At 62.6% G+C, this 23,803-nt stretch carries 17 protein-coding genes and 1 pseudogene; 11 read left to right on the top strand and 7 right to left on the bottom strand.

Features of this window, described 5'->3' with window-relative positions:
- The 6 genes from VLU25_16185 to VLU25_16160 form a co-directional block, all read right to left on the bottom strand.
- Window positions 1-540: ankyrin repeat domain-containing protein (locus VLU25_16185; GenBank protein HSR69475.1), on the bottom strand; the 540-nt coding region annotated here is incomplete at its 3' end.
- A 164-nt stretch (window positions 541-704) separates the two neighbouring features.
- Window positions 705-1,883: a DUF3810 domain-containing protein gene (locus tag VLU25_16180; protein ID HSR69474.1), complete on the bottom strand. Its 1,179-nt coding sequence runs from the start codon at window positions 1,881-1,883 to the stop codon at window positions 705-707.
- 250 nt (window positions 1,884-2,133) lie between these two features.
- Entirely contained in the window at window positions 2,134-2,547 is a 414-nt protein-coding gene (locus VLU25_16175) for a 6-pyruvoyl tetrahydrobiopterin synthase family protein (GenBank protein ID HSR69473.1), read from the bottom strand.
- A gap of 24 nt (window positions 2,548-2,571) precedes the next feature.
- The gene (locus VLU25_16170; protein HSR69472.1) at window positions 2,572-3,126 is read right to left on the bottom strand and encodes a DUF4136 domain-containing protein; all 555 of its coding nucleotides are present in this window, start codon (window positions 3,124-3,126) and stop codon (window positions 2,572-2,574) included.
- Between the two features lie 226 nt (window positions 3,127-3,352).
- Entirely contained in the window at window positions 3,353-6,532 is a 3,180-nt protein-coding gene (locus tag VLU25_16165) for an efflux RND transporter permease subunit (GenBank protein ID HSR69471.1), read from the bottom strand.
- 38 nt (window positions 6,533-6,570) lie between these two features.
- Window positions 6,571-7,671 (bottom strand): efflux RND transporter periplasmic adaptor subunit, encoded by a 1,101-nt coding sequence (locus tag VLU25_16160; GenBank protein ID HSR69470.1) that lies wholly within the window; start codon window positions 7,669-7,671, stop codon window positions 6,571-6,573.
- A 162-nt stretch (window positions 7,672-7,833) separates the two neighbouring features.
- Between VLU25_16160 and VLU25_16155 the strand changes: the two genes are divergently transcribed.
- Window positions 7,834-8,187 carry a PadR family transcriptional regulator gene (locus VLU25_16155; GenBank protein ID HSR69469.1) on the top strand — a complete coding sequence of 118 codons (354 nt, stop codon included), beginning with the start codon at window positions 7,834-7,836 and terminating at the stop codon, window positions 8,185-8,187.
- Window positions 8,187-10,817 carry an ADOP family duplicated permease gene (locus VLU25_16150; GenBank protein ID HSR69468.1) on the top strand — a complete coding sequence of 877 codons (2,631 nt, stop codon included), beginning with the start codon at window positions 8,187-8,189 and terminating at the stop codon, window positions 10,815-10,817. Before VLU25_16155 ends, VLU25_16150 begins: the two co-directional genes overlap by 1 nt.
- Before the next feature lie 17 nt (window positions 10,818-10,834).
- Here VLU25_16150 and VLU25_16145 read toward each other — a convergent pair whose 3' ends face one another.
- Window positions 10,835-15,628, bottom strand: coding sequence for an NAD-glutamate dehydrogenase (locus VLU25_16145; protein ID HSR69467.1), 4,794 nt, complete (start codon window positions 15,626-15,628; stop codon window positions 10,835-10,837).
- Between the two features lie 372 nt (window positions 15,629-16,000).
- Here VLU25_16145 and VLU25_16140 point away from each other — a divergent pair.
- The 9 genes and pseudogenes from VLU25_16140 (at window position 16,001) to VLU25_16100 (ending at window position 23,778) form a co-directional block, all read left to right on the top strand.
- Window positions 16,001-16,240, top strand: a pseudogene (locus tag VLU25_16140) (helix-hairpin-helix domain-containing protein).
- Window positions 16,241-16,405: 165 nt separating this feature from the next.
- Complete coding sequence (locus VLU25_16135; GenBank protein HSR69466.1) at window positions 16,406-17,338, top strand: dihydrodipicolinate synthase family protein; 933 nt, start codon at window positions 16,406-16,408, stop codon at window positions 17,336-17,338.
- Between the two features lie 100 nt (window positions 17,339-17,438).
- Window positions 17,439-19,064, top strand: coding sequence for a bacillithiol biosynthesis cysteine-adding enzyme BshC (gene bshC, locus VLU25_16130; protein ID HSR69465.1), 1,626 nt, complete (start codon window positions 17,439-17,441; stop codon window positions 19,062-19,064).
- Between the two features lie 43 nt (window positions 19,065-19,107).
- Window positions 19,108-19,830 carry a bacillithiol biosynthesis deacetylase BshB1 gene (gene bshB1 / locus VLU25_16125; protein HSR69464.1) on the top strand — a complete coding sequence of 241 codons (723 nt, stop codon included), beginning with the start codon at window positions 19,108-19,110 and terminating at the stop codon, window positions 19,828-19,830.
- A 117-nt stretch (window positions 19,831-19,947) separates the two neighbouring features.
- A complete protein-coding gene (locus VLU25_16120; GenBank protein HSR69463.1) occupies window positions 19,948-21,387 on the top strand; it encodes a sugar transferase in 1,440 nt (479 codons plus the stop codon).
- Window positions 21,388-21,544: 157 nt separating this feature from the next.
- On the top strand, window positions 21,545-22,051 hold the full coding sequence (locus tag VLU25_16115; GenBank protein ID HSR69462.1) for a DinB family protein: 507 nt from the start codon (window positions 21,545-21,547) through the stop codon (window positions 22,049-22,051).
- A gap of 187 nt (window positions 22,052-22,238) precedes the next feature.
- Window positions 22,239-22,910 carry a MerR family transcriptional regulator gene (locus tag VLU25_16110; GenBank protein ID HSR69461.1) on the top strand — a complete coding sequence of 224 codons (672 nt, stop codon included), beginning with the start codon at window positions 22,239-22,241 and terminating at the stop codon, window positions 22,908-22,910.
- A 217-nt stretch (window positions 22,911-23,127) separates the two neighbouring features.
- On the top strand, window positions 23,128-23,376 hold the full coding sequence (locus VLU25_16105; protein HSR69460.1) for a hypothetical protein: 249 nt from the start codon (window positions 23,128-23,130) through the stop codon (window positions 23,374-23,376).
- A gap of 12 nt (window positions 23,377-23,388) precedes the next feature.
- Entirely contained in the window at window positions 23,389-23,778 is a 390-nt protein-coding gene (locus VLU25_16100) for a peroxiredoxin-like family protein (GenBank protein HSR69459.1), read from the top strand.
- Window positions 23,779-23,803 lie beyond the last annotated feature (25 nt).

Raw genomic sequence — 23,803 nt, 5'->3', positions numbered from 1 at the left:
TTCCGCCATGTCCTTGTCGCCGTGAAGGGCGGCTGAATGGAGGGCCGTGAAGCCTCCCTGCTGCTGGGCGTTGGGATCGGCTCCCGCTTTGAGCAGCATTCTTGCGATGCGCCTCCGGCTGGCGGCGTCGCCGTTGGCCATGGCCGAGTGGAGGGGACGGATCTGATTTGCAGTGGCGGCGTTGGCGTCTACATCTCTCGCCAGCAGCAGCTCGACGGTTTCCGCGCGGCCGAAAAAACAGGCCAGGTGGAGGGGGTAGAAACCGTCGGAAGCGGGTTCTACAGCCCTTTGGGGCAATTCGTCCACCAGGTCCTTGACGCGTCCCGTCTCGCCCATGGCGGCGGCTTCGAAGACATCTAAATCGTCGCGGGCGGAGGCGATGGCATCGGCCACTTCGAACTGCTGGTTGTAGAGCGCGAAGAGCGGCGCTGAGATCCCCTGCTCGTTGCGGGCGGAAGCCAGCGAGGCGTCGGCCTTCACCATCTCCCTCACCCTTTCGGCATCACCCTTCTGTATCGCCTCGAAAAACGCTTCGCTCATGACCTTCTCCTTGGAATCCAGACTTTTCCCTGTGCAGCCGCACTCCCGGCCATGGTAACGAAACGAGTTGTCGCCTGCTCTCCTTGCAGCGGATAACAGGCCGTCCGTTCTTGACCGCGGCCGCCATGAATCCGGTTTTGGGAGTCGGGCATGAGTCTTCTTTCCTAAAGCCGTCCGCCGTTCTGGCGGAGGTAGACCAGGATCAGGCGGGTCGAGAGCGAATAGGAGGCGATTCCCTCGCGCACGCCGTGCAGGCGCAGATAAGAATCGTTGACGGCCTCTCCGACCTTGCTGGCCGGTCCCTCGAATTGTCTCCAGAAACGCCCCGCCTCTTCGATGTCCCTGCGCACCGCGGGCAGGCGCTGGGAGACCAGGCGGCGGGCCAGGTGGGGATTGCGGCGGTAGATCTCGTTGATGAGCTGGCGCTGGGCGAAGACCAGTCCCGAATAGCGCACATAGGGGTGGCGGGACTCCAGACAGGCCAGGAAACCGAAGAAGTTGGCCTCGTCCTCTCCCGCGATGCCGCGTTGATGGGCCTTTTCGTGGGCGATGATGTGGGGCAGTTGATATTGGGGAACCATGTGGTTGAAGTTGGCCTCGCCGGTCCAGGGAAAGTAGATGCCCGAAATCCCCAGGTAGCTGGTGAGCAGAGAGGCCCTCAGGGGTTTGGCGGGACCGTGAGGGAGGCTCCATCGACGCGGCAGGTCTAACTTGGCGGCCAAGCGGCTGTAGGCTTCCTCGAGCTGGGCGTCGATTTCCTGGCGGCCCAGGTGAGACCAATTGGGCCTCCACTCCACGCCGCCGTGGGCCCGGCGGTAGGCCTGATTGGAAAGCTCCACCAATCGCGTCCCCACTCGCTCCAGTTCATGCCAGGCCTCATCCGATGGGGGAACGCGGTCCCACTGCTGCCATCCCATGCGTTCTATGAGGGGAGGACGCGAGTAGTTGAGTCCCCACAAGAAGTAAAAAAGGGCCGCCGCTGCTGCGCTGAGAGCACCCAGGTGAAGAAGGCCCGAAAGCAACGTCCGCCGCCATGTTTGTCGCCGCTGCCTGAGCCTGCGCCAGCCCAGGGCCCCCATGGCTGCCAGCCACATCAGGACTCCCGCCACCATCCATTCGGCCAGGCTTTGGTCGGTAATGGCTGTCAGCAGGCCCAGACTTCGCGACAAGGCGGCTCCCATTCCGTCGCAATAGTACTGCTCGACCTGGGAGGGGAAGCGCGAGAGGATTGCGGAAACCGCCAGCACTAATGCGCTGCAAGCAATCACCAGCAGCCGCCCCCTGGCCCAGCGCAGGGGGCTTCCCGGCTTTGAAAGGCTCTGCTTCTGAGGGTCGCTGCTCACGGCCACCCATTGTAGAGGGTAAGTGCGATATGCGAAGTTCGAAGTCTTGAGGGGAGGGCAAGGGCGGGGCGACTGGGCACTGTTGTCGCCACCGCCCTCGACTCTGTGGAAAGGGAGGTGATGTTGTTGACATCTCCCATATCGGGTTCTGTGGAAAACTCTTTAGGGGCCTGTGGAAAAAAAGTGCAAAAAAATGCAAGAAAAGTGATTCAGGACACCGGAAACCTGCCCTGCGCCGGGAAAATGGAGGTCACTCGCCCCGGTAGACGGCGAAGTTGTTTTCGGTCTCGCGGATCAGCACTTCGTGCAGAAGTCCTGGGGGGAGGAGATCCTGCAAACGGTTCCAGCACACCAGGGCGATGTTCTCGGCGGTGGGGTTGAGGTCGGCGAACTCGGGGAGGTCCTGGTTGAGGTTGCGGTGGTCCATGGGCTCCATGACGGCCTTCTCAATGGCCGCCTTGAGGTCGGTCAGATTGAAGACGATTCCGGTGTCGGGATCGACTGCGCCCTTGACGGTGACCTCGATGACGTAGTTGTGCCCATGTCCGTTGGGATGGTTGCATTTGCCGAAGAGCCGGCGGTTCTCTTCCTGTGAAAGCTGTGAGCTGTGGAGCCGGTGAGACGCTGCGAAAACGGCCCGCCGAGTCAGGTAGACGTTGGCCATCGCTGGAAGTCTACCACGCTGCCCTCAATTCTTGCGGGGGAAGCCCTTGAAGAGTTTCTTCACGTGTTTGGGCACCTTCTTGTCGAGTTCGTCGCCGTCCTTGAAGCTCCCTTCCACGGTGCCTCTCCAAACCATCTGGTTGTTGGAAGGATCGACGATGTCGACGATCAAAGTGCCCTGACGGCGCAACTGCGAATCGATGCGTGTGGAGCCGAAGGGTCGCCAATGGCCGTAGGGAAGGCGGTTGGGACCCGTGCCCGCCTTGTTGTCGACTTCCTGCGTCTCCATCTGGGCGCGGGCGAACGCGAAGTATTTCAATTTCAGGTCGGCTTGATCGGGCGAATCGGCCTTACGCAGGCCATGATGCTGCAGCTCCCTTTCGATCGCCGACCGGATCAGGCGGTCGATCTCCTGGGGATCGCGCTGGGGCGAAGCGGGGAGCTTGATGTCCTCCATCCAGACGTAGGTCTCGAACTGCTGAAAATCGAGATCCCGATTCCAATCCCGACGGATTTTCTGCGCCAACAACGAACCGGCGCAAAGCGCCAACAGCCCTGTGAGGACGACTAATCGTTTCATTATGCGAAAAGTCTAACACGCCGCCCGCGCACTCGAAAAGACCTTCTGTTTTTCCGCCTTTGCGGCACGAGCCGTGGACTTGCGTGCTGGAGTTGGACGATGAAGGCGAGTACAGTGCGTTAGAAGTTTTGAGCTATCCTGTCGCGTTATTCCACGCTTTCAGAAGCTGTCGAGTTCTCAGCCAAGCCAGTATCCATCATAGTTTCTTGAGCACTTGATGTTTACCTTAGGCGGCGGACTCATCGGCTTGCTCGGGGGAGAGCAGGGGGACGGCGCGGGCCAGGGTGTTGCGGATTTGCAGGGTCAGGCTGAGCAGGGCGGGGACCAGGAAGAGGGTGAAGACGGTGGAGAAGATGAGTCCGCCCACCACTACGCTGCCCAGCCCGCGGTAGAGTTCGGAGCCGGAGCCGGGGTAGAGCACCAGCGGCAGCATTCCGAAGACGCTTGTAGAGACGCTCATGAAGATGGGGCGGATGCGGCTGCGCACGCTGGTGACGATGGCCTTCTGCTGCTCCATGGCCTCTTCGCGCATGTGGTTGAGCGACTGGTGGACGATGAGGATGGCGTTGTTGACCACCGTCCCCACCAGGATGATGAAGCCCAGCATGGTGAGCACGTCCAGCGCCTGATACTCGATGAAGGCGTTGACGGCGGCCAGGCCCAGAAACCCTCCCAGGGCCGCCAGCGGCACCGAGAACATAATCACGAAAGGATAGAGGAAGCTCTCGAAAAGGGCCGCCATGAGCAGGTAGGTGATGACCAGCGCCAGCAGGAAGTTCCACTGCAGGGTGGAAGCCGTTTCGGCCAGTTTGTCGGCGGTTCCGGTCAGGCTGGCGCTGTAGAGGCCGCTGAGCCGGCCCTGCTCGCGCATGGGAGCGATGATCTCGTCCTGGATCAGGTCCATGGCCTCTTCCAGCGGACGCTGCTCTTCGGGGGTGACGCGGATGGTGATGGCCCGCTGGCGTTCGCGGTGATTGATGGACACGGGTCCGTTTTCCTGAATCACTTCAGCCACCGAAGAGAGCGTCACCAGCTCGCCGCGGGGCGTGGCGATGGGCATCTGCTCCAGCAGGTGGGTGCGGTGGGCGCCGTTGCGCTGGGCGCGGACGCGCAGGTCGATCTCCCGTCCCTCGTACTGGTACTCGCTGGCCTTGGCGCCGTCCACCAGCGCCGACACGGCGAAGCCCAGCTCGCGGTTGCTGATGCCGACTTCAGCGGCGCGCTTGCGGTCGGTGATGACCCGTACCTCGGGATTGCCCAAGTCGAGGCTGGGAATGGGGCGTCCTTGAGCTTCCGGCATCAACTGGCGGATCTTGCCGAAGACTTCGCCCCCCAGTTCGATGAGGCGCACCAGGTCGGGTCCGGTGATCTCGATGTCGATGTTGCGTCCCTCGTCGAATCCCCGCGAGAAGAGGCTGCGCTGATTGATGACCACGATGGTTCCGGGAATACCGCTCGAGGCATTCTGAAAAAGCGGCAGCAACTCGCGCACCCGCTGAGGGTCGCGGGCCCGTGCGCCCAGGAAGACGCGGTTGGTGGTGGCCACGTAGAAGAAACCCTCGAGTCCGCCGCCGGGAAGTCGCGCCACCTCCTCGGGGCTCTCCGGTCTCTCCAGCAAAAATCCCAGCTCCTCCTCGAAATAAGAGCGCAGGGAGGAGGTCTCTTCGACGTTGTAGCCGGGAGGCGGCAGCACCACTCCGAAGAGGAAGTTGTTGTTGCCCACCGGCAGGTACTCGGTCTTGGGCATGAGCCACCAACTGAGTCCCAGCGAGGTGACGGTCAAGAGCAGAATCACCGCCACCCGTCTCACGATGGAGCGGTTGATCCATCCTACGGCGGCGCTGATGCCGTCGGCGAAAGCGATGCCGAAGCGCTGCAGCCCGAACCTCCAGGCTTTCTTGCCGCGCTTGCCGGCGCCGCCCAGGATCTTGGCCGAGAGGGAAGGGATAACGGTGATGGAGACGATCAGGCTGAGGGCCACGGCGCAGGAGATGGCCACCGCGATGTCGCCGAAGAGCTGTCCCGCTTCGTCCTCGATAAAGACCACGGGAACGAAGACGGCCACGGTGGTCAGGGTCGAGGCCAGCACCGCTCCCCACACCTCGCGTCCGCCTTCGTAGGCGGCCTGGAAGCGGCTCTTGCCCATCTGGCGGTGGCGGTAGATGTTCTCCAGCACCACGATGGAATTGTCGACCACCATTCCCACCGCGAAAGCCATTCCCGCCAGGCTGATGACGTTGAGGGTGCGTCCGAAGAGGAACATCATGAGAAAGACTCCCACCAGCGAGATGGGGATGGCCACGGCGATGACCAGGGTACTAGTGGCGCTGCGCAGGTAGAGCAGCAGCATGATGATGGCCAGGACGCCTCCGATCATGAGGCTCTGCTGGACCAGGTCGATGGCGCTGTTGACGTACTGGGTCTCGTCGTAGCTCTGGATCATGACCAGTCCGCGCGGGGCCAGCACGTTGAGGTTGAGGTTCTCTACGGCGGCCTTGAGGCGGTCCATCACTTCCAGGATGTTGGAGCCCTGATCGCGGATGGCGTTGACGGCGATGGCCTGCTGGTCGAGCATGAAGACCTTGGCCGAAGCCTTGCGGTAGCCCAACTCGGCGTAGCCCACGTCGCGCACGTAGACGGGCACCCCGTCGCGTACCGCGATGACGATGTCGTCGATTTCCCCGGGTCTCTCGTACTCTCCGATGGTGCGCACCACGTAGCGGCGCTTGCCCTCGTCGAAGTCGCCTCCCGAGTAGTTGTTGTTCTCGCGCTCCAGCGCCGCGCCCAGTTCGTTGAGAGTGATGCGGCGGGCCGCCAGCTTGGCCGGATCGACCAGCACCTGCATCTCGCGCTCGCGTCCGCCGAAGATGTTGGAACCGGCGATGCCCGGCACCCGCTCGATCTCGGGCTTGATGTAGTCGTCGACGAAATTGAAGAGGGTGGCGATGTCGCCCTCAAAGCCGTTTTCCTGCTTGGGGACGATCATGAACCAGGCGATGGCGTTGTCGTTGGCGCCAACGCTGGAAATGACCGGACGCAGGGCGTCGGGCGGGTACTCGGGTACCTGCTGCAAGCGGTTGGAGACGCGCAGCAAGGCGCTGTCCATGTCGGTCCCGGTGGGGAAGGTCAGCGTGATCGAACCCTGCGAGTCGTTGGAGGAACTCTCCATCTTGAGCAACCCCTCCAGGCTCTTGAGCTGGTCCTCCTGCTCCTGAATGATCTCGCGCTCGATCTCCAGCGGACTGGCGCCAGGCCAGCGGGTCTCCACGCTGATGGTGGGACGCTGCACCTCGGGGGTCAGCTGGACCGGAATCAGCACCAGCGCGATCCCTCCGAACAACAGCAGCAGGATGACGCCTACCGCCGTGGTTACCGGGTAGCGAATCGACTCTTCAATAATCTTCATGCTCGCTCCATCACCTTGCCGAGGCGGCGGAAAAGGTCTCAGGGAAGGGGATACTCGCGCAGGGACGGTTCGACCTCCTGGCCCGGACGAAGCCGTTCGTTGCCGCGGGTCACCACCCGGTCGCCGGGGACGATCTGGCCCCGCACCTCGATCCACTGCCCCTTGCCGCGTCCCATTTCGACGCTGACCGGACGCACCCGGTCGTCCTCGGTAAGGATGAATATGCGCGGGTCGGAAGCGTCGGTGAGGACGGCGTCCTTGGGCACCATCACGGCTTGCTGGCTGTCGCCCAGAGGCAGGGTCACCTGCACCACCATTCCCACCGCCAGACGCCGCTCGTTGGCGGGCAAGCGCAGCCGGATGGGGAAGGTGCGGGCCTGGGGATGGGCGCGGGGAATGACCACGGCGATGGGAGCCTGCAAGCGGACGTCGGGAGATGTTTCCAGCCGCACTTCCGCCCTGGCGCGGCGCTGCAAGTGGCCGTAGTAGCGCTCGGGGACGTCCACCTGCACTTCCAGGGTGTCCATCGAAAGCAGTTGCACGATGTCGCCGCCCTCCGACACCCATTCCCCCAACTCGGCGTGTTTCTCGATCACGATGCCGTCGAAGGGTGCGCGGGTGACCGTACGCTCCAGGTCGTCCATCAGCCGCTCGATCTCGGCGTGCAGGCGCTCCACGCGTCCTACCCGGGCGTCCAGTTGGTACTTGGCGTCGTCCAGCTCCTGCCTGCTGATGACGGCGTCCTCGAACAATCCCTGCATGCGCTGGTAGTTCAGCTCGGCGAAGCGGCGGTGAGCTTCTTCCTCCTTCAGAGTGGCTTGGGAAGCCGCCAACTGCAGGCGCAGACTGCGTTGGCGCAGGGCGATCAGCACATCGCCTTGCTTGACCCGGTCGCCCTCACGCACCGGCATCTCCACCACCAGTCCGCCCACTTCAGAAGCCACGGTGCTGACGGTGCGCGAAACCACCGAGCCGGGCAGAGTCACCGATCCCTGCACCGGGTGAGAAATCGCCTCGGTGTAGCCGACCGGACTGCGGTCGGCGGCCTGAGCCGATGAGATGAAGCTGGCGGCGGCAAAGGCTATCATCAGCAGCGCTGAAAACAGGGCCAACCGCCCGAAAAGCCGGCGGGACGTCATTCCAATCCTTTCCAGTGTGGCCGAAAGAACAGTTTACACCACACCCAAGCTGAGACGCATCAGCGGCTTGTGGAGATTCGCCAATAGTTCCTTCGCACCGGCAGCCCTCTCCGCAGGATGCGGGCTTGCCTTCTATCTATCTTTTTGTATAAGATACCCTGCATGTCGAAAGGGCGGCATCTGGCCGAGTTCGAAATGTACATCATGTTGGCTCTGGCTCGGCTGGGGGATGAGGCCTACGGGGTTTCTATCCGCCAGGAGATCGAAGAGCGCACGGGTCGGCCGGTTTCCATCGGGGCCGTTTACGCCACCTTGGGACGGCTTGAAGAGAAGGGAATGGTCAGCCATCGGGTGTCCGAACCGCTGCCGGTGCAAGGCGGACGCTCCCGCAAGTACTTCGATCTGACCCCGCCGGGACGCGCCGCACTGCAACATTCCACCGAGATGCTGGTGCGCATGATGCGGGGCGTCGACCTGGCGCCCTCGCCCCAGGGATCGCCGGGGGAGGGGAGCTGATGCCTCCACCGCGGTCGTGGCGCAGACTGCTGCGGGCGTCCTGCTGCACGCAGGACCGCGACTTTCTGATGGCCGACCTGGAGGACGAGTTCGAGCAGGTGCGGCAGAGCAGGGGCGAGGCGGCGGCCCGCCGCTGGTACCGTTCCCAGGCACTGCGCTCCCTGTGGCCCTGCCTCAAGCGCCGAATTCAGATCGGCCGCCGCCAACGACAAGCCTCTCGCCGGGGGCGTCCGCTGTCCGGAGGAATCATGCTCAGTTCGTTTCTTGCCGATATCCGCCTGGCTCTGCGCAACATCGGACGCTATCCTGGATTCTCGTCCGCCATATTGCTGACGCTGGCGCTGGGAATCGCCGCCAACGCCTCGGTCTTCAGCGTGGTGAATTCGGTGCTGCTTCGTCCGCTGCCCTATCGGATCCCCGAGCAGTTGGTTTTCGTGTGGGACGGGTTGGACTGGATCGGCGTCCCCCGGGCTTGGGTCATGCCGGCCGAGCTCGACGATCTGCGAAATGGAACCTCGCTCTTCGAAGGCTTCGCCGCGCTGCGTACGGGCGGCGTACGGCTGACCGGCGATGGAGAGCAACCGCGGCGGGTGACAGCCGGTGTCACCTCCGACAACCTTTTCACCTTGCTGGGCGTGCAAGCCCACATCGGACGCACCTTCGTTCCTGGAGAGGACCTTCCCGGCGCCGAGCCGCTGGTGGTCTTGCAGCACCACCTGTGGCAGAGCCGTTACGGGGGCGGGGAGGTCTTAGGACGCCGGCTGGAGATCGACGGCGAGCCCTACACCGTCATCGGAGTCCTGCCGCCCGATTTCCGCTTCCTGGTGCATTCCTCTCTGGGCTCTCCCGCTGGAGCCGATCTGTGGGTCACTCACCAGACCGATCTCAGCCAGGTACCTCGCGGCAACCACAATATGGCGGTGCTGGGACGCATCAAGGACGGCGTCTCTCTGCCGCAGGCCCGTAAGGACCTCGAGGCGCTGGGACGTCAGGCGGACGAGACCTATTTCGGCGGCCAGGGATTCACTTACAAGGCAGTCCCGCTGCATGGCGACCTGGTGTCGGGAGTGCGCGAGTCGCTGTGGATGCTGTTGGCGGCCGTGGGCTTCGTGCTGCTCATCGCCACCGCCAACATCGCCACCCTGCTGCTGGCCAAAGCCCAGCGCAAGCAGCGCGAGTTCGCTGTCCGCCAGGCGCTGGGCGCGGGGCGCTGGCGCCTCTTTTCCCAGGTTCTTGCCGAGGGTCTGACCCTGGGCGTGGTGGGGAGTCTTGCGGGCCTGCTTCTGTCGCTGGCGGGGGTGCCCTTGCTCAAGTGGATGGCGCCTGCCGGCCTGCCCCTGCGCCAGAGCATTTCCGTGGACGCTTCGGTATGGCTTTTCGGCCTCGCGCTGGGCCTCGTAACCGGTCTCCTCTGCGGACTCTCGGCTCTTCCTCAATGGCGCCCGGCGCAACTGGGAGAGGCGCTCAGCCAGGGCGGACGCGGCAGTTCCTGGGCACCTTCGCGCCTGCGTTCGCTGCTGGTGACGGCCGAAGTGGCCCTGGCCGTCATGCTGCTGGCCGGAGCCAGCCTGCTGCTGCGCAGCTTTCAGGCTCTCTCCAGCGCCGACGGCGGATTCCGCGCCGGCGGAATCCTCACCTTCAGCCTCGAGCGTCCGCAGCCCGAGCCCGACTTCCTGCGCCGGCTGCAGGACCGTCTGGCCGGGCTGCCTCAGGTGAAAGCCACGGGGGCGGCCGACTCGCTGCCGCTCAGGGGAAGCACCAATCAGACCTCGGTGGCGCCCACCGACCGTCCCCAGGAGCGCGTGCTGATCGACATCATGCGGGCTACCCCGGGCTATTTCAGGACCATGGGCATCGAACTGCTGCGGGGACGCGGGTTCACCTGGCAGGACGACGCCGAGTCCGCCACGGTGGTGGTGATCGACGAGAGTCTGGCCCAGCTTTTCTGGCCCGGCCAAGATCCCCTGGGGCAAACCCTGGGCGACGAGAGTCCCGCCCGCGTGGTGGGAGTGGTGCGCCATGCCCGCCTCTACAGCCTGGAGCGCGACGACCGTCCCCAGGTTTACCTGCCCTTGGCCCAGCGTCCCACCGAAGGCATGAACGTGGTCCTGCTCGCCAGCGGCGATCCCGCCCGGTTGACGGGTCCGATTCGCGCTCTCATCGACGAGATGGACCCCAGCCAGCCCATCTACAACCTGTCCACCATGCAGGGAGTCATGGACCGCTCCCTGGCCGAGAACCGTTTTGCCGCCTCGCTGATTTCGGCCTTTGCCTTGGCCGCCCTGGCCCTGGCCTCGCTGGGAATCTACGGCGTCCTCTCGTTTCTGGTGGGACAGCGAACCCGTGAGATCGGCTTGCGCATGGCCCTGGGCTCGCAGCGTAAAGGCGTATTGACGCTCATCTTGCGCCAAGGCATTTCCATGACCTTGCTGGGACTGGTCGTGGGGGCGGCCGGCTCCCTGCTGCTGGGGCGTCTCCTCTCCTCCCACCTCTATGAGGTTTCCCCCGCCGACCCCTGGTCCATCGGCGCGGGCACGCTCCTGCTCCTGCTGGTCGCGGCTTTGGCCTGTCTCCTCCCAGCCCTGCGCGCCGCCTCCTTGGACCCCGTCCGGGCCCTGCGCTGCGAGTGAGGACCGCAGTCCGCTGGTTAGCCCGAGCTGAGCAGGCGCAGTTGGTGGCTGGCTACGGTGAGCATGTTGAGGTCGACGCTGCCGGTGGACCTCATGTCGGTGAGGATGTCGTCGGCCCGGTTGAGCATGCCGTGGCGCGATTCCAGCCAGGCCTCCAGGTCTCGGTCCTCTCTGCGCAGCACGCAGTCGGCAAGATCGGACTGATGCTCGTAGAGCTTGTCCACCAGGGCGGCGGTTGCCGTCTTTTCCCAGTGTGTGGCGCCCTGGATGGCGGCGGTTTTCTCGCGCAGCCAGGGCAGACGGAAGCGGTTGCCCAGCAAGAAGTAGATCTGTGCCGCTTCCACCACGTCCACTCCGTGGCGGCGGCTGAGTTGGACCACGTCGAAGGCCGATTCCATGTTGTCAACCGCGGCCAGCCTCCTGGCCAGATCCTCCTCCAAACCTTTGTCCTGATACTTGCGTTGACGCTTGGCGAAGTCCCTCAGGTCACGGCGCGGCAGCACGTCCTGCAGGGACCGCGCCAGCTTGCCCACGCCCTTGTCGAAAAGTCCGATGTTCTGCTCGATGTCCAGGGGGTGAGGACGGTGGTGGAGCAGCCAGCGGGTGCAGCGCTCCACCAGTTCGCCGATGTCGATGAGCAAGCGCAACTGCACCTGGGCCGGAATCTGGTGGTCCAGGGCCTCGATGCTCTCCCACACCTTGCGCAGGTCGAAGACTTCGCGGGTGATGATGTAGGCGCGGGCGATTTCGTTCGAGGCCATACCTGTCGACAGAACCATGTGGGCCACGAAGGAAGGCCCTACCCGGTTGACCATGCTGTTGGTGGCATAGGTGGCGATGATCTCTCGGCGCAGCCGGTGGCGCTGAATGGCCGTGCGGTATTTCTTGCGCAGCGGCTTGGGAAAGTAAAGCTCAAGATCTTCCGACAACTGCGGATCGTCGGGCAAGTCGGAATGAAGCAACTGCTGGTAGAGGTAGATCTTGGAATAAGCCAGCAGGACGGCGATTTCGGGGCGGGTCAGGCCCTGGCCTTCGCTTTCCCGGCGGGTCATCTCTTTCTCGTTGGGCAGATGCTCCAGGTCGCGGTCGAGGCCGCTGTGCTTTTCCAGGAAAGTGATGAGCTGGCGGTGGCGGCTGAGACGCAGCAGCGCCAGTTCCTCGGTCATGGAAATGGACTGGGTTTGCAGGTAGTTGTCGCGCAGCACCAGTTCGGCGACTTCGTCCGTCATCTTGCCCAAGAGCTTGTCGCGCTGCTTGATGGTCAAGTCTCCCTCGGCCACCACCTCTCCCAGCGTGAGCTTGATGTTGACCTCGTGGTCTGAGACGTCCACGCCGCCCGAATTGTCGATGGCGTCGGTGTTGATGCGTCCGCCTTGGCGGGCGTACTCGATGCGTCCGCGCTGGGTGACTCCCAGGTTGGCGCCTTCGCCGATGACCCTGCAGCGCAACTCGTTGGCGTCCACCCGCAGGTAGTCGTTGGTCTTGTCGTCGGCCTCGAAATGACGTTCCTGGCTGCTCTTGACGAAGGTGCCGATTCCGCCGAACCAGAGCAGGTCGACCTGGGCTCTCAGCATGGCCTGGATGAGGTCGTTGGGACTGACCTGGTCGCCCTCGATTCCCAGCAAGTCGCGCATGGGCGGGGTGACGTCGATGGAGCGGATGTCGCGCTTGAACACTCCGCCGCCCTCCGAGATCAGGTCCTCCTGGTAGTCGGTCCAATTCGAGGCGGGCAGGTTGAAGAGCCTCTCGCGTTCCTGAAAGCTGGCCTCGGGATCGGGGTCGGGATCGAAGAAAATGTGCAGGTGGTTGAAGGCGCCGATGAGCTTGATGTGACGAGAGAGCAGCATGCCGTTTCCGAAAACGTCTCCCGACATGTCGCCCACGCCCACTACGCTGAAGTCTTCTTCCTGGATGTTGTGTCCCAGCTCGCGGAAGTGGCGGGCCACCGATACGAAGGCGCCCTTGGCGGTGATGCCCATCTTCTTGTGGTCGTAGCCGGCCGAGCCTCCCGAGGCGAAGGCGTCGCCCATCCAGAAGCCGTACTCGGCGGAGATTTCGTTGGCCAGGTCCGAGAAGGTGGCCGTTCCTTTGTCGGCGGCCACCACCAGGTAGGGGTCGTCGTCGTCGTAGCGCACGACATCAGGGGGAGGAACGATGTCGTTGCCTTTGCGGTTGTCGGTCAAGTCCAGCAGTCCGCGTATGAAGAGCCGGTAACAGGCCTTGCCTTCTTCCTGGCGCTCTTCGCGGGCGACGCTGCGCTTGAGGATGAAACCGCCCTTGGCTCCCACCGGGACGATGACGGCGTTCTTCACCATCTGTGCCTTGAGCAGCCCCAGGATCTCGCTGCGGAAGTCTTCACGCCGGTCCGACCAGCGCAAGCCGCCGCGGGCTACTTTGCCGCCCCGCAGGTGGACCCCTTCGAAGCGCGGCGAGTAAACGAAGATCTCGTAGCGGGGTCGGGGGTCGGGGAGGTCCAGCACCTCGGCCGAGTTGAGCTTGAAGGAAAAATAGGGCTTGGCGCACTCGCTTTCGGTCTGGAAATAATTGGTGCGCAAGGTGCAGTTGATGAGATTCCTGTAGCGCGTGAAGATGCGGTCTTCGTCCAGGCTGGCCACCCCCTTGAGGGATGTGCTGATCTGCTTTCTCAGCTCTTCCACCCGCGCCTTGCGCTCCCCCTCCGGACTGGGATCGAAGTTGGCCTCGAAGTACTGCACCAGCAGCCGGGTCAGTTCAGGATTGTGGAAGAGGATGTCGCTCATGTACTCCTGCGAGAAAGTGACGCCCGCCTGCAACAGGAACTTGGTATAGGCTCTCAGGATCGTCACTTCGCGGACCGTCAGCCCCGCCCGGATGACGAGGCGGTTGAGCAGGTCGCTCTCGGCATCGCCTCTCCAAACGCAGGCGAACGTCTCTTGAAAGTGATCGCGCACCGCCCGCAGGTCGATGGGGCTGCCGTCGCCTGACTCCAGGCCGAAGTCGCGAATCCAAACCGGCGACTCTTCATCGGGCAGCCTCACCTCATAGGGAATCTCGGTGTTGACGTTGACTCCCATGTTTTCAAGAATGGGCAAAATGCGGCTGAGGGGAATGTCGCCGCGGTGAATGATCTTGAACTTGACCTCGTTTTCGGGCAGCTCGACCGGCCGGTAGAGGTTGAGTTCGAGGCCCGTATCTTCCACTACCTCCTCGATGCACTCGATGTCTCTAAGGGCCGCATCGGGGCCGAAGGTCTCCCTGTAGGAGGTGGAAAACGCGTTCTCATAACGCTTCAAAAGACGCAGGCCGGTCGTTTCGCCCTGGTTGCGCACCAGAATTTCGCGCAGGCGGTCGCCCCAAGTGCGGGAAATCTCGGTCAGGTGGCTTTCGATCTGCTTGGCGTCATAGTCGGGAATGTCGCCAGCCTTGGTGCGGATGACGAAGTGCCAACGGGCCAGGGCCGAATCGTCCAGGTGAGAATGGGTGGCGTCGATTTCCCCGGAAAAGGCCCCCTCCAGCACTTCCTGGATCTTCTTGCGCAGGGTGGTATCGTAACGCTCCCGAGGCACGTAGACCTGACAGGAGACGAACTTCTCGAAGTCGTCCTTGCGCACGAACAGCGCCAGACGCTGGCGCTCCTGCAGTTGCAGGATGCCCATTGCCGTTTCGTAAAGCTGATCCTCCGAGATCTGGAAGAGCTCGTCGCGGGGAAAGGTCTCCAGGATGTGGACCAGGGCCTTGCCGTCGTGGCCGGTGGGCGAGAGTCCGGCCCGCTCTACCGTCCGCCGCGCCTTTTCCCGCAGCAAGGGGATGCGGCGCACGCTCTGGTTATAGGCGTAAGACGTGAACAATCCCAGAAAGCGCCGCTCACCGACCACCTCTCCATTGTCGTCGAAGCGTTTGATGCCGATGTAGTCCATGTGGACCCGGCGGTGGACGGTGGACTTGCTGTAGGCCTTGGTCACCAGCAGAAGATTCTTGCGTTTGGCGTACTCCACCACCGTGGGCGAAAGCGGCGTGCGGGCCCGTTCCTCGGCCTCGGGAAGCATGGTGGACAAGATCCCCAGCCCGGTTTCCTCGTCCGGCACCACGTAGTAGTCGCCTTTGCGCCGCTCCAGGCGGTATTCACGATATCCCAGGTAAGTGAAGAAGTTGTCGTCCACCCAGAGCAGAAACTCGCGCACTTCCTCCACTTCTTCCTTGGGTACCGGCAGCTTGTCGGGATCCAACCCCTCTACGATCTCGCGCAGCTTGCGCCGCATCTCGTGCCAGTCTTCCACCGCCGCCCGAACATCCGTCAGAACGCGTTCCAGATCGCTGACCAAGGCGTCCAGGTCCTCGCCTTCCAGCACCTGATCGACTTCGATGTGCATCAGCGATTCGCCCGCTACCCCCTCGCCGGCCTCCTCGTGCACTTCCTGCAGTTGACCCTCGGAGTCCCGCTCGACCCCGAAAACGGGATGGATGACGACATGGATGTTGAGATTGCGGCGCGAGATCTCGTTGGTCACCGAGTCGACCAGAAAGGGCATGTCGTCGTTGATCACTTCGATGACGGTGTGGCGCGACTTCCACCCGTCCTCTTCAAGGGTCGGATTGTAGGCTCGAATCTTGGGCCGGCCGGCTTGGCGTACCTGCATCTGGTTCCACAGGGCCAGCGCCGCGCCCAGCAGATTGTCCTCTCCCATGGCCCTAAGGTCGTCAGGGGCCACCGGACCATAGAAACGGCGCACAAAGAGAGCTACCCGATGCGGATTATCGGTGACTCGCTCTTCAACTTTGCGGCACAGGTCCTGCAAAAGATTGGTCTTCAAGACGTCAGCGGTGGAGTCCATGGGATCACTCAGGAGGGTATGGAGACGGCCGGTTGGTTTGGGACACTTGCATGAGCATCTCTGCTGCAACCCCGGCACCGCCTTCCTTTGACTTGTATGGGCGCCGAGCTTTGCAGGACGCCATTGTAACAGCCACCCCACCGCGCGAGGCAACTGCTTTTGCCCCTTCCGAGGCCACTTTTTTGGGCCTGCAGGTGACTTTTTGTCCTTTTTTCGCCGCTCAAACAGCGGCGGGCGCGTTATGGAGAGTGGAAGTCTGTCGACACAGTCAAGAAAGGAAAGTAACTCATGCGAACAGACTGGCATCGAATGGCTTGCCTTCTCTTTATCGCGGCGCTTTTGGTTTCGGCCTTTCCAGGCCAGGCCCAGGCCCAGAAGGAAAAGGTCGACGTCAACAAGGCCGAGGCGCTCGAACTTCAGAGTCTGCCGGGAATCGGCCCGGCCCTGGCGGAGCGCATCATTCAGCACCGTGAAAAGAATGGGCCTTTCAAGCGTCCTGAGGACTTGATGAACGTGCCGGGCATCGGCGAGAAGAAGTTCGAAACCCTCAAGGACAAGATCACAGTCGGAACCGTTGCAGAGGGCAAGCCCGGAAAATCGTCGGGTTTCTAGGCCGGGCGGCCACCGTTCATGATGCACAACCCCGGGGGGAGCCTCCCCCCGGGCCCCGGCGGGACAAAAAAGGAATCTTTGCCGCCCCTGCCTTCGTCTTCATAGGGAGACGAAAAGGCCCGTGGCGCGGAAACGGCCCGGTCCTGACGCGCGGAACAAGACGATATGCAGCCAGATCCCTCTCAATTCCGGCGCACGCCCTACCGCGGGATCATACCCCCCGTCACCACGCCTTTCCGGCAAGACGGAGAAGTCGATTGGCGGGCCCTTGAAAGCAACCTGCAGCGCTACATCGAAAAGCCTGTCAGCGGCGTCCTCATGCTGGGATCGAACGGAGAGGCGGCTCATCTCGATTCCTCCGAGCGTCTGCGGGCCGTGCGCATCGCCTGCGACGTCTTGCCCCGTGACCGCCGCATCATCGTGGGACTCTCTTTTCCGGCCCTCAAACAGTCCCTCCAGTTCATGCAGACGCTGCAGGAACTGCCCGTCGACTCTTTCCTGGTCAGCGTTCCCTCCTATTACAGGAACCGCATGAGCGATCAAGCGCTGGAGGGCTATTTCACGGCGGTGGCTGAGGAAGCCTTTGCCCCTGTTCTCCTCTACAACGTCCCTCAGTACTCGGGCCTGGCGCTGTCGCCCCCGCTGGTGGGACGGCTTTCGCGACATCCGCGCATCGCGGGCATGAAAGACAGTGCGGGTGACTTCAGCTATCTGCAGAAGGTCCTGCGACAGACTGCGGAGGCCGATTTACAGGTGCTCCTGGGCAGCGCCCAGATCTTCGGACCGGCGCTGAGCCTGGGCATCCGGGCCGCCATCCTGGCGGTGGCCTGCGCGCTTCCCGAACTTCCCGCGCTGATGCTGGAGGCCTACCGACAGGAAGAAGACCTCGCCCCCCTGCAAGAAGAACTCTTCATCATCGCCGACGCCCTCACCAGCCGCTTCGGCGTGGCGGGGGTCAAGTACGCCATGGACCGCCTGGGCTGGGAAGGAGGCTACTGCCGTTTACCTCTGCTGCCCCTGAGCGAGTCCGAAAGACAAGAAATCGATTCCGCTTTGAACCAATCGCGCCTGGTGGCGAAGCTGTTGGAAGCGGTTTAGCATAGCGAGCGCTCCCTAGGCGGGACGCCGGTCGAAGGAAAATGCCATGTGTGCAGCCACCGCGCCCTGTCGATCTCCTCAATCCCAGCAGGCCCAACCCATGAAAAGCGAGTCCTACGACTACCGCCGCTTGCCCGGCATCAACCCTCTTTTCTCAGACTTCCTCTACGATTTCGATAAAGTCAGCCGCTTCTACGGCGACTCCCATCTCACTCTCGACAAGTTGAAAGCCCGCGCCCAATCCGTGCGCGAGGGCCAACGCTCCTATCCGCGGCGGCGGATGGCCGACCTGCTCTTGGAGATCAACCGCCGGGCCGGGGCTTCCCAACAGACCCTCGACAACATCGAGCGGCTGCGTTCGCCCGATACGGTGGCCATACTTACCGGACAGCAATTGGGACTCTTCGGCGGCCCCTCTTACACCTTTCACAAGGCCGCCACCGCCATCCGCCTGGCTTCCCTGCTGGAGCAGGAGGGTATCGCCGCGGTCCCGGTTTTCTGGCTGCCCTCCAACGACTCCGATCTGGAAGAAGTGCGCCGCACCCACTGGTTCGACCGCAACGGAGAACTTTTCCAGGTCGAGCTGGGCGGCCACCAGGTTCCCGCCGAGCAGATGGTCGGCCCCACCTCGCTGAGCGGCATTGAAGCGTGCATCCGGATATTGCGCGAGCGGGAGATTCCCGGACAGTTCGCCAGCGAAGTCATCGACAGTCTGCAGCAGCACTACTGTAGCGGATGCGATTTCGGCACCGCTTACTCGCGCTGGCTGGCTGATCTTTTCTCCGAGCAGGGTTTAGTGCTCTTCGACGCCTTGGCGGAAGGCTACCAGGAGTGGGTGTCTTCCGCCTTCCAAACGGTCGTCGAGAAGCGCGCGCAAATCGTCGAGGCCTTGCAGCAGCGCTCGCAGGAACTGGAGGAAGCCGGATACCAGGGCCAGGTCCATTGCGCCGCCGACGAGACCCTGCTTTTCTGGAGGGACGGTCCTCAGCGCTACAAGCTTCGCTACCAGGACGGGGCCTACCAGACCAAGCTGCACCGGCAGCTCAACGGAGACCTGGAAAAGGCCTTGCGGGAAGGATGCCGCAACCTGGGAGCCAACGTGCTGTTGCGTCCCATCATTCAGGATCATCTCTTTCCCACCGTGACCTACGTAGGCGGGCCGGCCGAAGTGGCCTACTTCAGCCAGATCGAGGCCATCGCAGGTTTTTGGGATTTGAAGATGGAGGTCTTCCCCAGAGCCGGACTCACCATCGTCGACCGCAAAGCTCAGCGTTTCTTCGACAAACACGAAATCGGCTTCAAGGACATCCTTCAGGAAACGCGTCTGGAAACCACCCGCCGCATCGTGGAGCGGGGCGAGTCGAAGCAGGTACTGGAAGAGTTCCAGGCTCTGGAAAACCAGTTCGAGGAACACCTGCAGCGGCTCGATCAGTCCATCCGCAGCGAAGATCCTCCCGTAGCCGACATGCTCAAGGGAGCGGCCGCCAAGATCGGGCACCAGATCGAGCGGGTGCGCGACCGCTTCGTCAAGAATCACGAGAAGCGCAACGAGGCCTTAGGGCGCCATCTCGACTATCTCTATTCGCAGCTCCTGCCCAACGGCAAGCTGCAGGAACGGATCATCAACTTCAACCAGTACCTGGCTCTGGAAGGCCCCACGCTGGTGCCGCGCCTGATCGAGTCCGTCGATCCCTTTCAACATCGCCACCAGGTGTTTTACGTCTAATGAGTGACTCGGCGTCGCCACCGGATATGGAAGGCAGGAGATAATGAGCGAGTCTGATCAGGCCACCCATCCCCAGGTTGACGTCCTGGCCGTGGGAGCCCATCCGGACGACGTCGAGATCAACTGCGGCGGGACGTTGCTGTCGCTGCTCTCACAAGGCTACCGGACGGCGGTGGCCGACCTTACCCGGGGCGAACTGGCCTCGCGCGGCACCCCTCAGCAGCGCAACCGGGAAGCCGAGCAGGCGTCCTCCATCCTGGGCTTGACCTTCCGGGCCAACCTGGAGCTTCCCGACGGCGACATCGCAGTCGATGCCGACTCGCGGCTCAAGCTCATCCGTCTCATCCGGGACGCCCGCCCCGGTCTGGTGCTCACCCACTCCCGATTCGGGCATCCCGACCACGGCAAGACCGCCCGCCTGGTGGAAGAGGCCGTCCATCACGCCGGCTTGGCCTCCCTCTCCACCGGCCAGGAGCGCCACCGGCCCGAGAAAGTCGCTTACTGGATCAACTACAACCAGCCCCTGGCGCCGCACTTTGCCGTCGATGTTTCCGACTACTACGAGCGCAAAGAAGAAGCCATCCGCGCTTACCGCTCCCAACTCGGCGGCCACGCCGGCCAGCCCGCCACCTATCTCTCCCAACCCGATTTTCTGCAGCGCCTGCGCTCCTTCCATTCTCATCTGGGCAGCCAATCAGGCTGCCGCTACGCCGAGGGATTCCTCTTTTCCCGCCTGCCCCGCATCGCCGATTTGACCCAGGCTTGAACTCCAAGGCCGTAGGGCACAAAATAGGGCGCGTCTGAAGCGAGCCGTTCCGGTGAGCAAAGTAGTTCGCGAAAAAATTCGCATTTTTCAGCCATATTAGTTACAATCAGGCCTGGAATGTTTGAGTATCAGAGGCGTCTCTACACGGCGATACTACTGGCCATCGACACCTTGGCCGGAATTCCCGCCCTATGGATTGCTTACAGCCTGCGCAGCGATTACGAGTGGATTCCCTTTTTTGAACTGAAGAGCCTGTTGATGCGGGAGTTGCTGCCGCTGACAGACTACTTCGGTTATTGGGTGCTATTCAGCCCTTTTCTGGTCCTCTTGCTGTGGGTCACCCAACGCTATCCCGAGATGCTCCACCGTCCGCTCAGCCGGCAATATGCGCGCGTTTTCCATTTCGCAGCGGCCTTGGTTTTCTGGAGCGGCGGATTTCTCTTCTTCTTTCAACTCGACGTCAGCCGACCCATCTGGCTGGCTTTCATCTTCTTTACCGGACTGCTGATGGTGGGGAACCGGCTCTTGGCCCATTGGGTCTTCCGCAGCCGGGTGCTCAACGAGCACAACCAGATCAAGATCCTGATCGTGGGCACCGACAAGCGGGCCCGTCAGGTGGCGCGCATTCTTTCCGGCCTGCGCAAGTGGGGATACGACGTGGTCGGCCACCTGGCCCAGCGCGGCCAGCCGGTGGAGCTGCCGCGCCTCAATGTACTGGGTCGTTTGGGCGATCTGCCCGATTTGCTGCGCGACGAGGTGGTCATTGACGAGATCATCTTCGTGGGTTCGCAGAAAAAAGATCCCGAGACCTTCGAACAGATGATTCAGTTGTGCGAGGCCTTGGGCATCCGTACCCGGGTGGCAGCTGACTTTTTTCCCACCTCCATCGCCCAGGTTTCCCTCGAGTATCTCGACAAGCTGCCTTTGATCACCTTCTCGACCGTCCCCGATCACACCATGGCCATGGCGGGCAAGCGCATGCTCGACTTCATGGTGGCCTCAGCCATGCTCTTCCTGTGGTCGCCCTTGATGCTGCTGGTGGCGGTTTTGATCAAGTTCACAAGTCCAGGACCCGTACTCTACAAGCAAGTCCGTTACGGACGTTTCGGGCGCCGCTTCCTGCTCTACAAGTTCCGCACCATGTACGACGGGGCCGAGGACCGCCTTTGGGAGCTGCGCCATCTGAACGAGATGGACGGTCCCGTTTTCAAGATGCGCAACGATCCCAGGGTGACGCCGCTGGGCCGCTTTCTGCGCATGTCGTCCATCGACGAGCTGCCCCAGTTGTGGAACGTCATCAAGGGCGAGATGAGCATGGTGGGTCCGCGCGCGCCCTTGGCCGAAGAAGTCCGCCATTACACCTTGCGTCAGCGCAGGCGCCTTTCCGTCAAGCCGGGGCTGACGGGCTTGTGGCAGGTTTCGGGACGCAACGACATCGACTTCGACCGGTGGATGGAACTCGATCTGGAGTACATCGATAACTGGACCTTCTGGCTCGACCTGCGCATCATGCTGCGGACCATCCCCGCCGTCTTCACCGCCCGCGGCGCCCGCTGACAGCCACCCCCTGAGCCCCCGTCATCCGATTGCAGGAAGCCGATGTCGCCGACTCCCGACCTCTTGGCGACATCCACCAGGTGGACACACGGCGGCCCAGGCGAAGTGCCGGTTGGCAGGGTGCGGACAGGCGTTCGAAACGCTATAATCCCCCGCCATGGAGATTGCCCGCATCGAGCCGTTTTTGGATTACTACGGGAAGATCCGCGGACGCACCAAGCGGGTGATCGAATCGGTTCCCCCTGACAAGATCGAGTGGAAGCCGGCCCCGAGCCGTTGGAGTTTTGGAGATCTCATCCGCCACTTGGCCAACATCGAGCGCTGGATGTACGGCGAGACGGTGCAAGGCCGACCCAGCCGCTATTCAGGGCACGGTCCCGAGTTCGCATCGGGATATGAGGAGGTGGTTGCCTACCTGGACGAGATGCACGCTCAGTCGGTCGAGATCTTCTCCAGCCTTAGCCCTGAGCAACTTCAATCGAAGTGCCAAACCCCGGCGGGATTTCCCATCACTACCTGGAAATGGCTGCGCGCCATGGTCGAACACGAGATCCACCACCGCGGTCAATTCTTCGTCTATCTGGGCATCCTGGGCGTGCCCGCTCGTCCGCTCTACGGTCTGACTTCCGAACAGGTTATCGAGGCTGGAGGCGATGCCGAATAGAGCCACTCAGCTTTCAACCGGCTCTTAACTGGCATTCATCAGCCCGGGACGACATCGGCGCGGCGCTGGAATTCCCGGACTGCCCCTGAGGACCGCGGTTGTCATTTGTAGATCAGCTCGATTCTGCTTGATTCTCTTGACAGAGTGTGGAGTGTAGCTTTACACTTCCCGCATGCAGGAGATGCGGATGGCCGAGCTGGAACGTCGCAGCGGAGTTCCTCGTTCGACGATTCACTACTATCTGCGCGAAGGGTTGCTCCCCCCGGCCAAGAAGACGGCCCACAACGCGGCCGTCTACGATCAGCGTCACCTGCAATTGGCGAAGGCCGTCGGAAAGCTAAGGGAAGGACCGGCGGGACCCCTGCCGCTTCCGCTCATGCGCCGCGTGCTGCAGTTGGTGAACGAGGGTGTGGAACCCGACGTAGCCGTGGCGCTTGAGCGGGCCGTGCTGGGCTCGGCGCCGGTGGCGGCCGAGGGCAGCTTCACGGTTGCCCAAGCGGCCCGCAAAGCCGGCGTTGAAAAGTCCTGGGTGAACCGGCTGCTGGAGCTTGAGCTCTTGGTTCCCGTTCCGGCGACGAATCGTCTGGATGGCATGGACGTGGAGCTGATCCGGGTTTTGCGCTCCATGGTCGAAGAGGCGGGGCTTGTCCTGGAAGATGCCGCCGACGTTAGCCGCCGCATCCGCGAACTGAGCGAGCGGGAAATGGAGATGCGCGATCGGGCAGCCTACCAGGCCGACCCCGGCAAGACGGCCGAAATCAGCCTGCGTCTCCAGGAAGGGGTCAACGTCTTGCATTCTTATTTTTTCTATCGCTGGCGGCTGCACGACATCGAAAAGGCCAAGCGAAGGGGGAGTTAGCTGCTTCGACATCCGCAACCGGGCCGCGGCACTGACACGCTCCCCCGACCAGCGCCTGTCAGAGCCGGTTCCGGTGACCGCGGTGAGCGATGCCCGGGGTGCCTCAGAGTCCCCGGGTATCGCGTTCTCCCGCCGCGTCTGCCTTGCTTCCTGTTCCGTCCTCATCGAAACGCAAGCCCTCATGACAGCATCTTCAAGCGGTGAGTGAAAGGAAATCATGAGTTTACAAGCGAAACTGGATGAATATAAGGCCTCCTTCAAGAAGAAAGCCCCCGAACGTGCAAAGGAAATCATGTCAAGGGCCACCCAGGACCTGATCGACTCGGGGCAGGCTGAGAAGGCTTTGGGGCAAGGCGACCGGCTGCCTGACTTCCAGTTGCCCAATCAGGGTGGCCAGACCGTGCGCTCGCAAGATCTCCTCAGCAATGGCCCGCTCGTGTTGTCCGTCTACCGCGGCGTGTGGTGACCCTACTGCAATCTGGAGCTGGAAGCTCTGGAAGAATACGCTGACCGTTTCCGCCAACAAGGCGCTACCGTGGTAGCGGTCTCGCCCATGCTGCCCAAGTACAGCCGTCAGATGGTCAAGAAGCACGACTTGTCCTTCGATGTCCTCAGCGATGAGGGCAGCGGGTACGCCGGGAAGCTGGGGTTGGTCTTCGAGCTGCCTGCCGATCTCAGGGAGATCTATCGAGAATTCGATATCGACCTGCCTCGCTTCAACGGTGACGAGTCGTGGACCTTGCCCATGCCGGCCCGCTACGTGGTGGACGGCGACGGCCGGATACGATGGTCCGACGTCCACCCCGACTATACGCAGCGCTCGGAACCGGAGGAGACGCTGCAAGCCCTCCTGCGACTCAAGGACTGATTGGCCGGCTCAGGCGTCTTCGCCG

The sequence above is a fragment of the Acidobacteriota bacterium genome (genome assembly GCA_035471785.1).
Classification (GTDB): Bacteria; Acidobacteriota; UBA6911; order RPQK01; family DATIPO01; genus JANQFM01.
The sequence above is the reverse complement of the archived record's forward strand: the minus strand, read 5'-3'. Positions and strand labels throughout refer to the sequence as shown.

Bases quoted from the DNA above. Each gene is read 5' to 3' on its own strand.
- VLU25_16120 (HSR69463.1), top strand. From the start codon at position 19,948: ATGTTTGAGTATCAGAGGCGTCTCTACACGGCGATACTACTGGCCATC.
- VLU25_16105 (HSR69460.1), top strand. From the start codon at position 23,128: ATGAGTTTACAAGCGAAACTGGATGAATATAAGGCCTCCTTCAAGAAG.
- VLU25_16135 (HSR69466.1), top strand. From the start codon at position 16,406: ATGCAGCCAGATCCCTCTCAATTCCGGCGCACGCCCTACCGCGGGATC.
- VLU25_16155 (HSR69469.1), top strand. From the start codon at position 7,834: ATGTCGAAAGGGCGGCATCTGGCCGAGTTCGAAATGTACATCATGTTG.
- VLU25_16145 (HSR69467.1), bottom strand. From the start codon at position 15,628: ATGGACTCCACCGCTGACGTCTTGAAGACCAATCTTTTGCAGGACCTG.
- bshC (HSR69465.1), top strand. From the start codon at position 17,439: ATGAAAAGCGAGTCCTACGACTACCGCCGCTTGCCCGGCATCAACCCT.
- VLU25_16170 (HSR69472.1), bottom strand. From the start codon at position 3,126: ATGAAACGATTAGTCGTCCTCACAGGGCTGTTGGCGCTTTGCGCCGGT.
- VLU25_16165 (HSR69471.1), bottom strand. From the start codon at position 6,532: ATGAAGATTATTGAAGAGTCGATTCGCTACCCGGTAACCACGGCGGTA.
- VLU25_16175 (HSR69473.1), bottom strand. From the start codon at position 2,547: ATGGCCAACGTCTACCTGACTCGGCGGGCCGTTTTCGCAGCGTCTCAC.
- bshB1 (HSR69464.1), top strand. From the start codon at position 19,108: ATGAGCGAGTCTGATCAGGCCACCCATCCCCAGGTTGACGTCCTGGCC.
- VLU25_16110 (HSR69461.1), top strand. From the start codon at position 22,239: ATGGCCGAGCTGGAACGTCGCAGCGGAGTTCCTCGTTCGACGATTCAC.
- VLU25_16160 (HSR69470.1), bottom strand. From the start codon at position 7,671: ATGACGTCCCGCCGGCTTTTCGGGCGGTTGGCCCTGTTTTCAGCGCTG.
- VLU25_16150 (HSR69468.1), top strand. From the start codon at position 8,187: ATGCCTCCACCGCGGTCGTGGCGCAGACTGCTGCGGGCGTCCTGCTGC.
- VLU25_16115 (HSR69462.1), top strand. From the start codon at position 21,545: ATGGAGATTGCCCGCATCGAGCCGTTTTTGGATTACTACGGGAAGATC.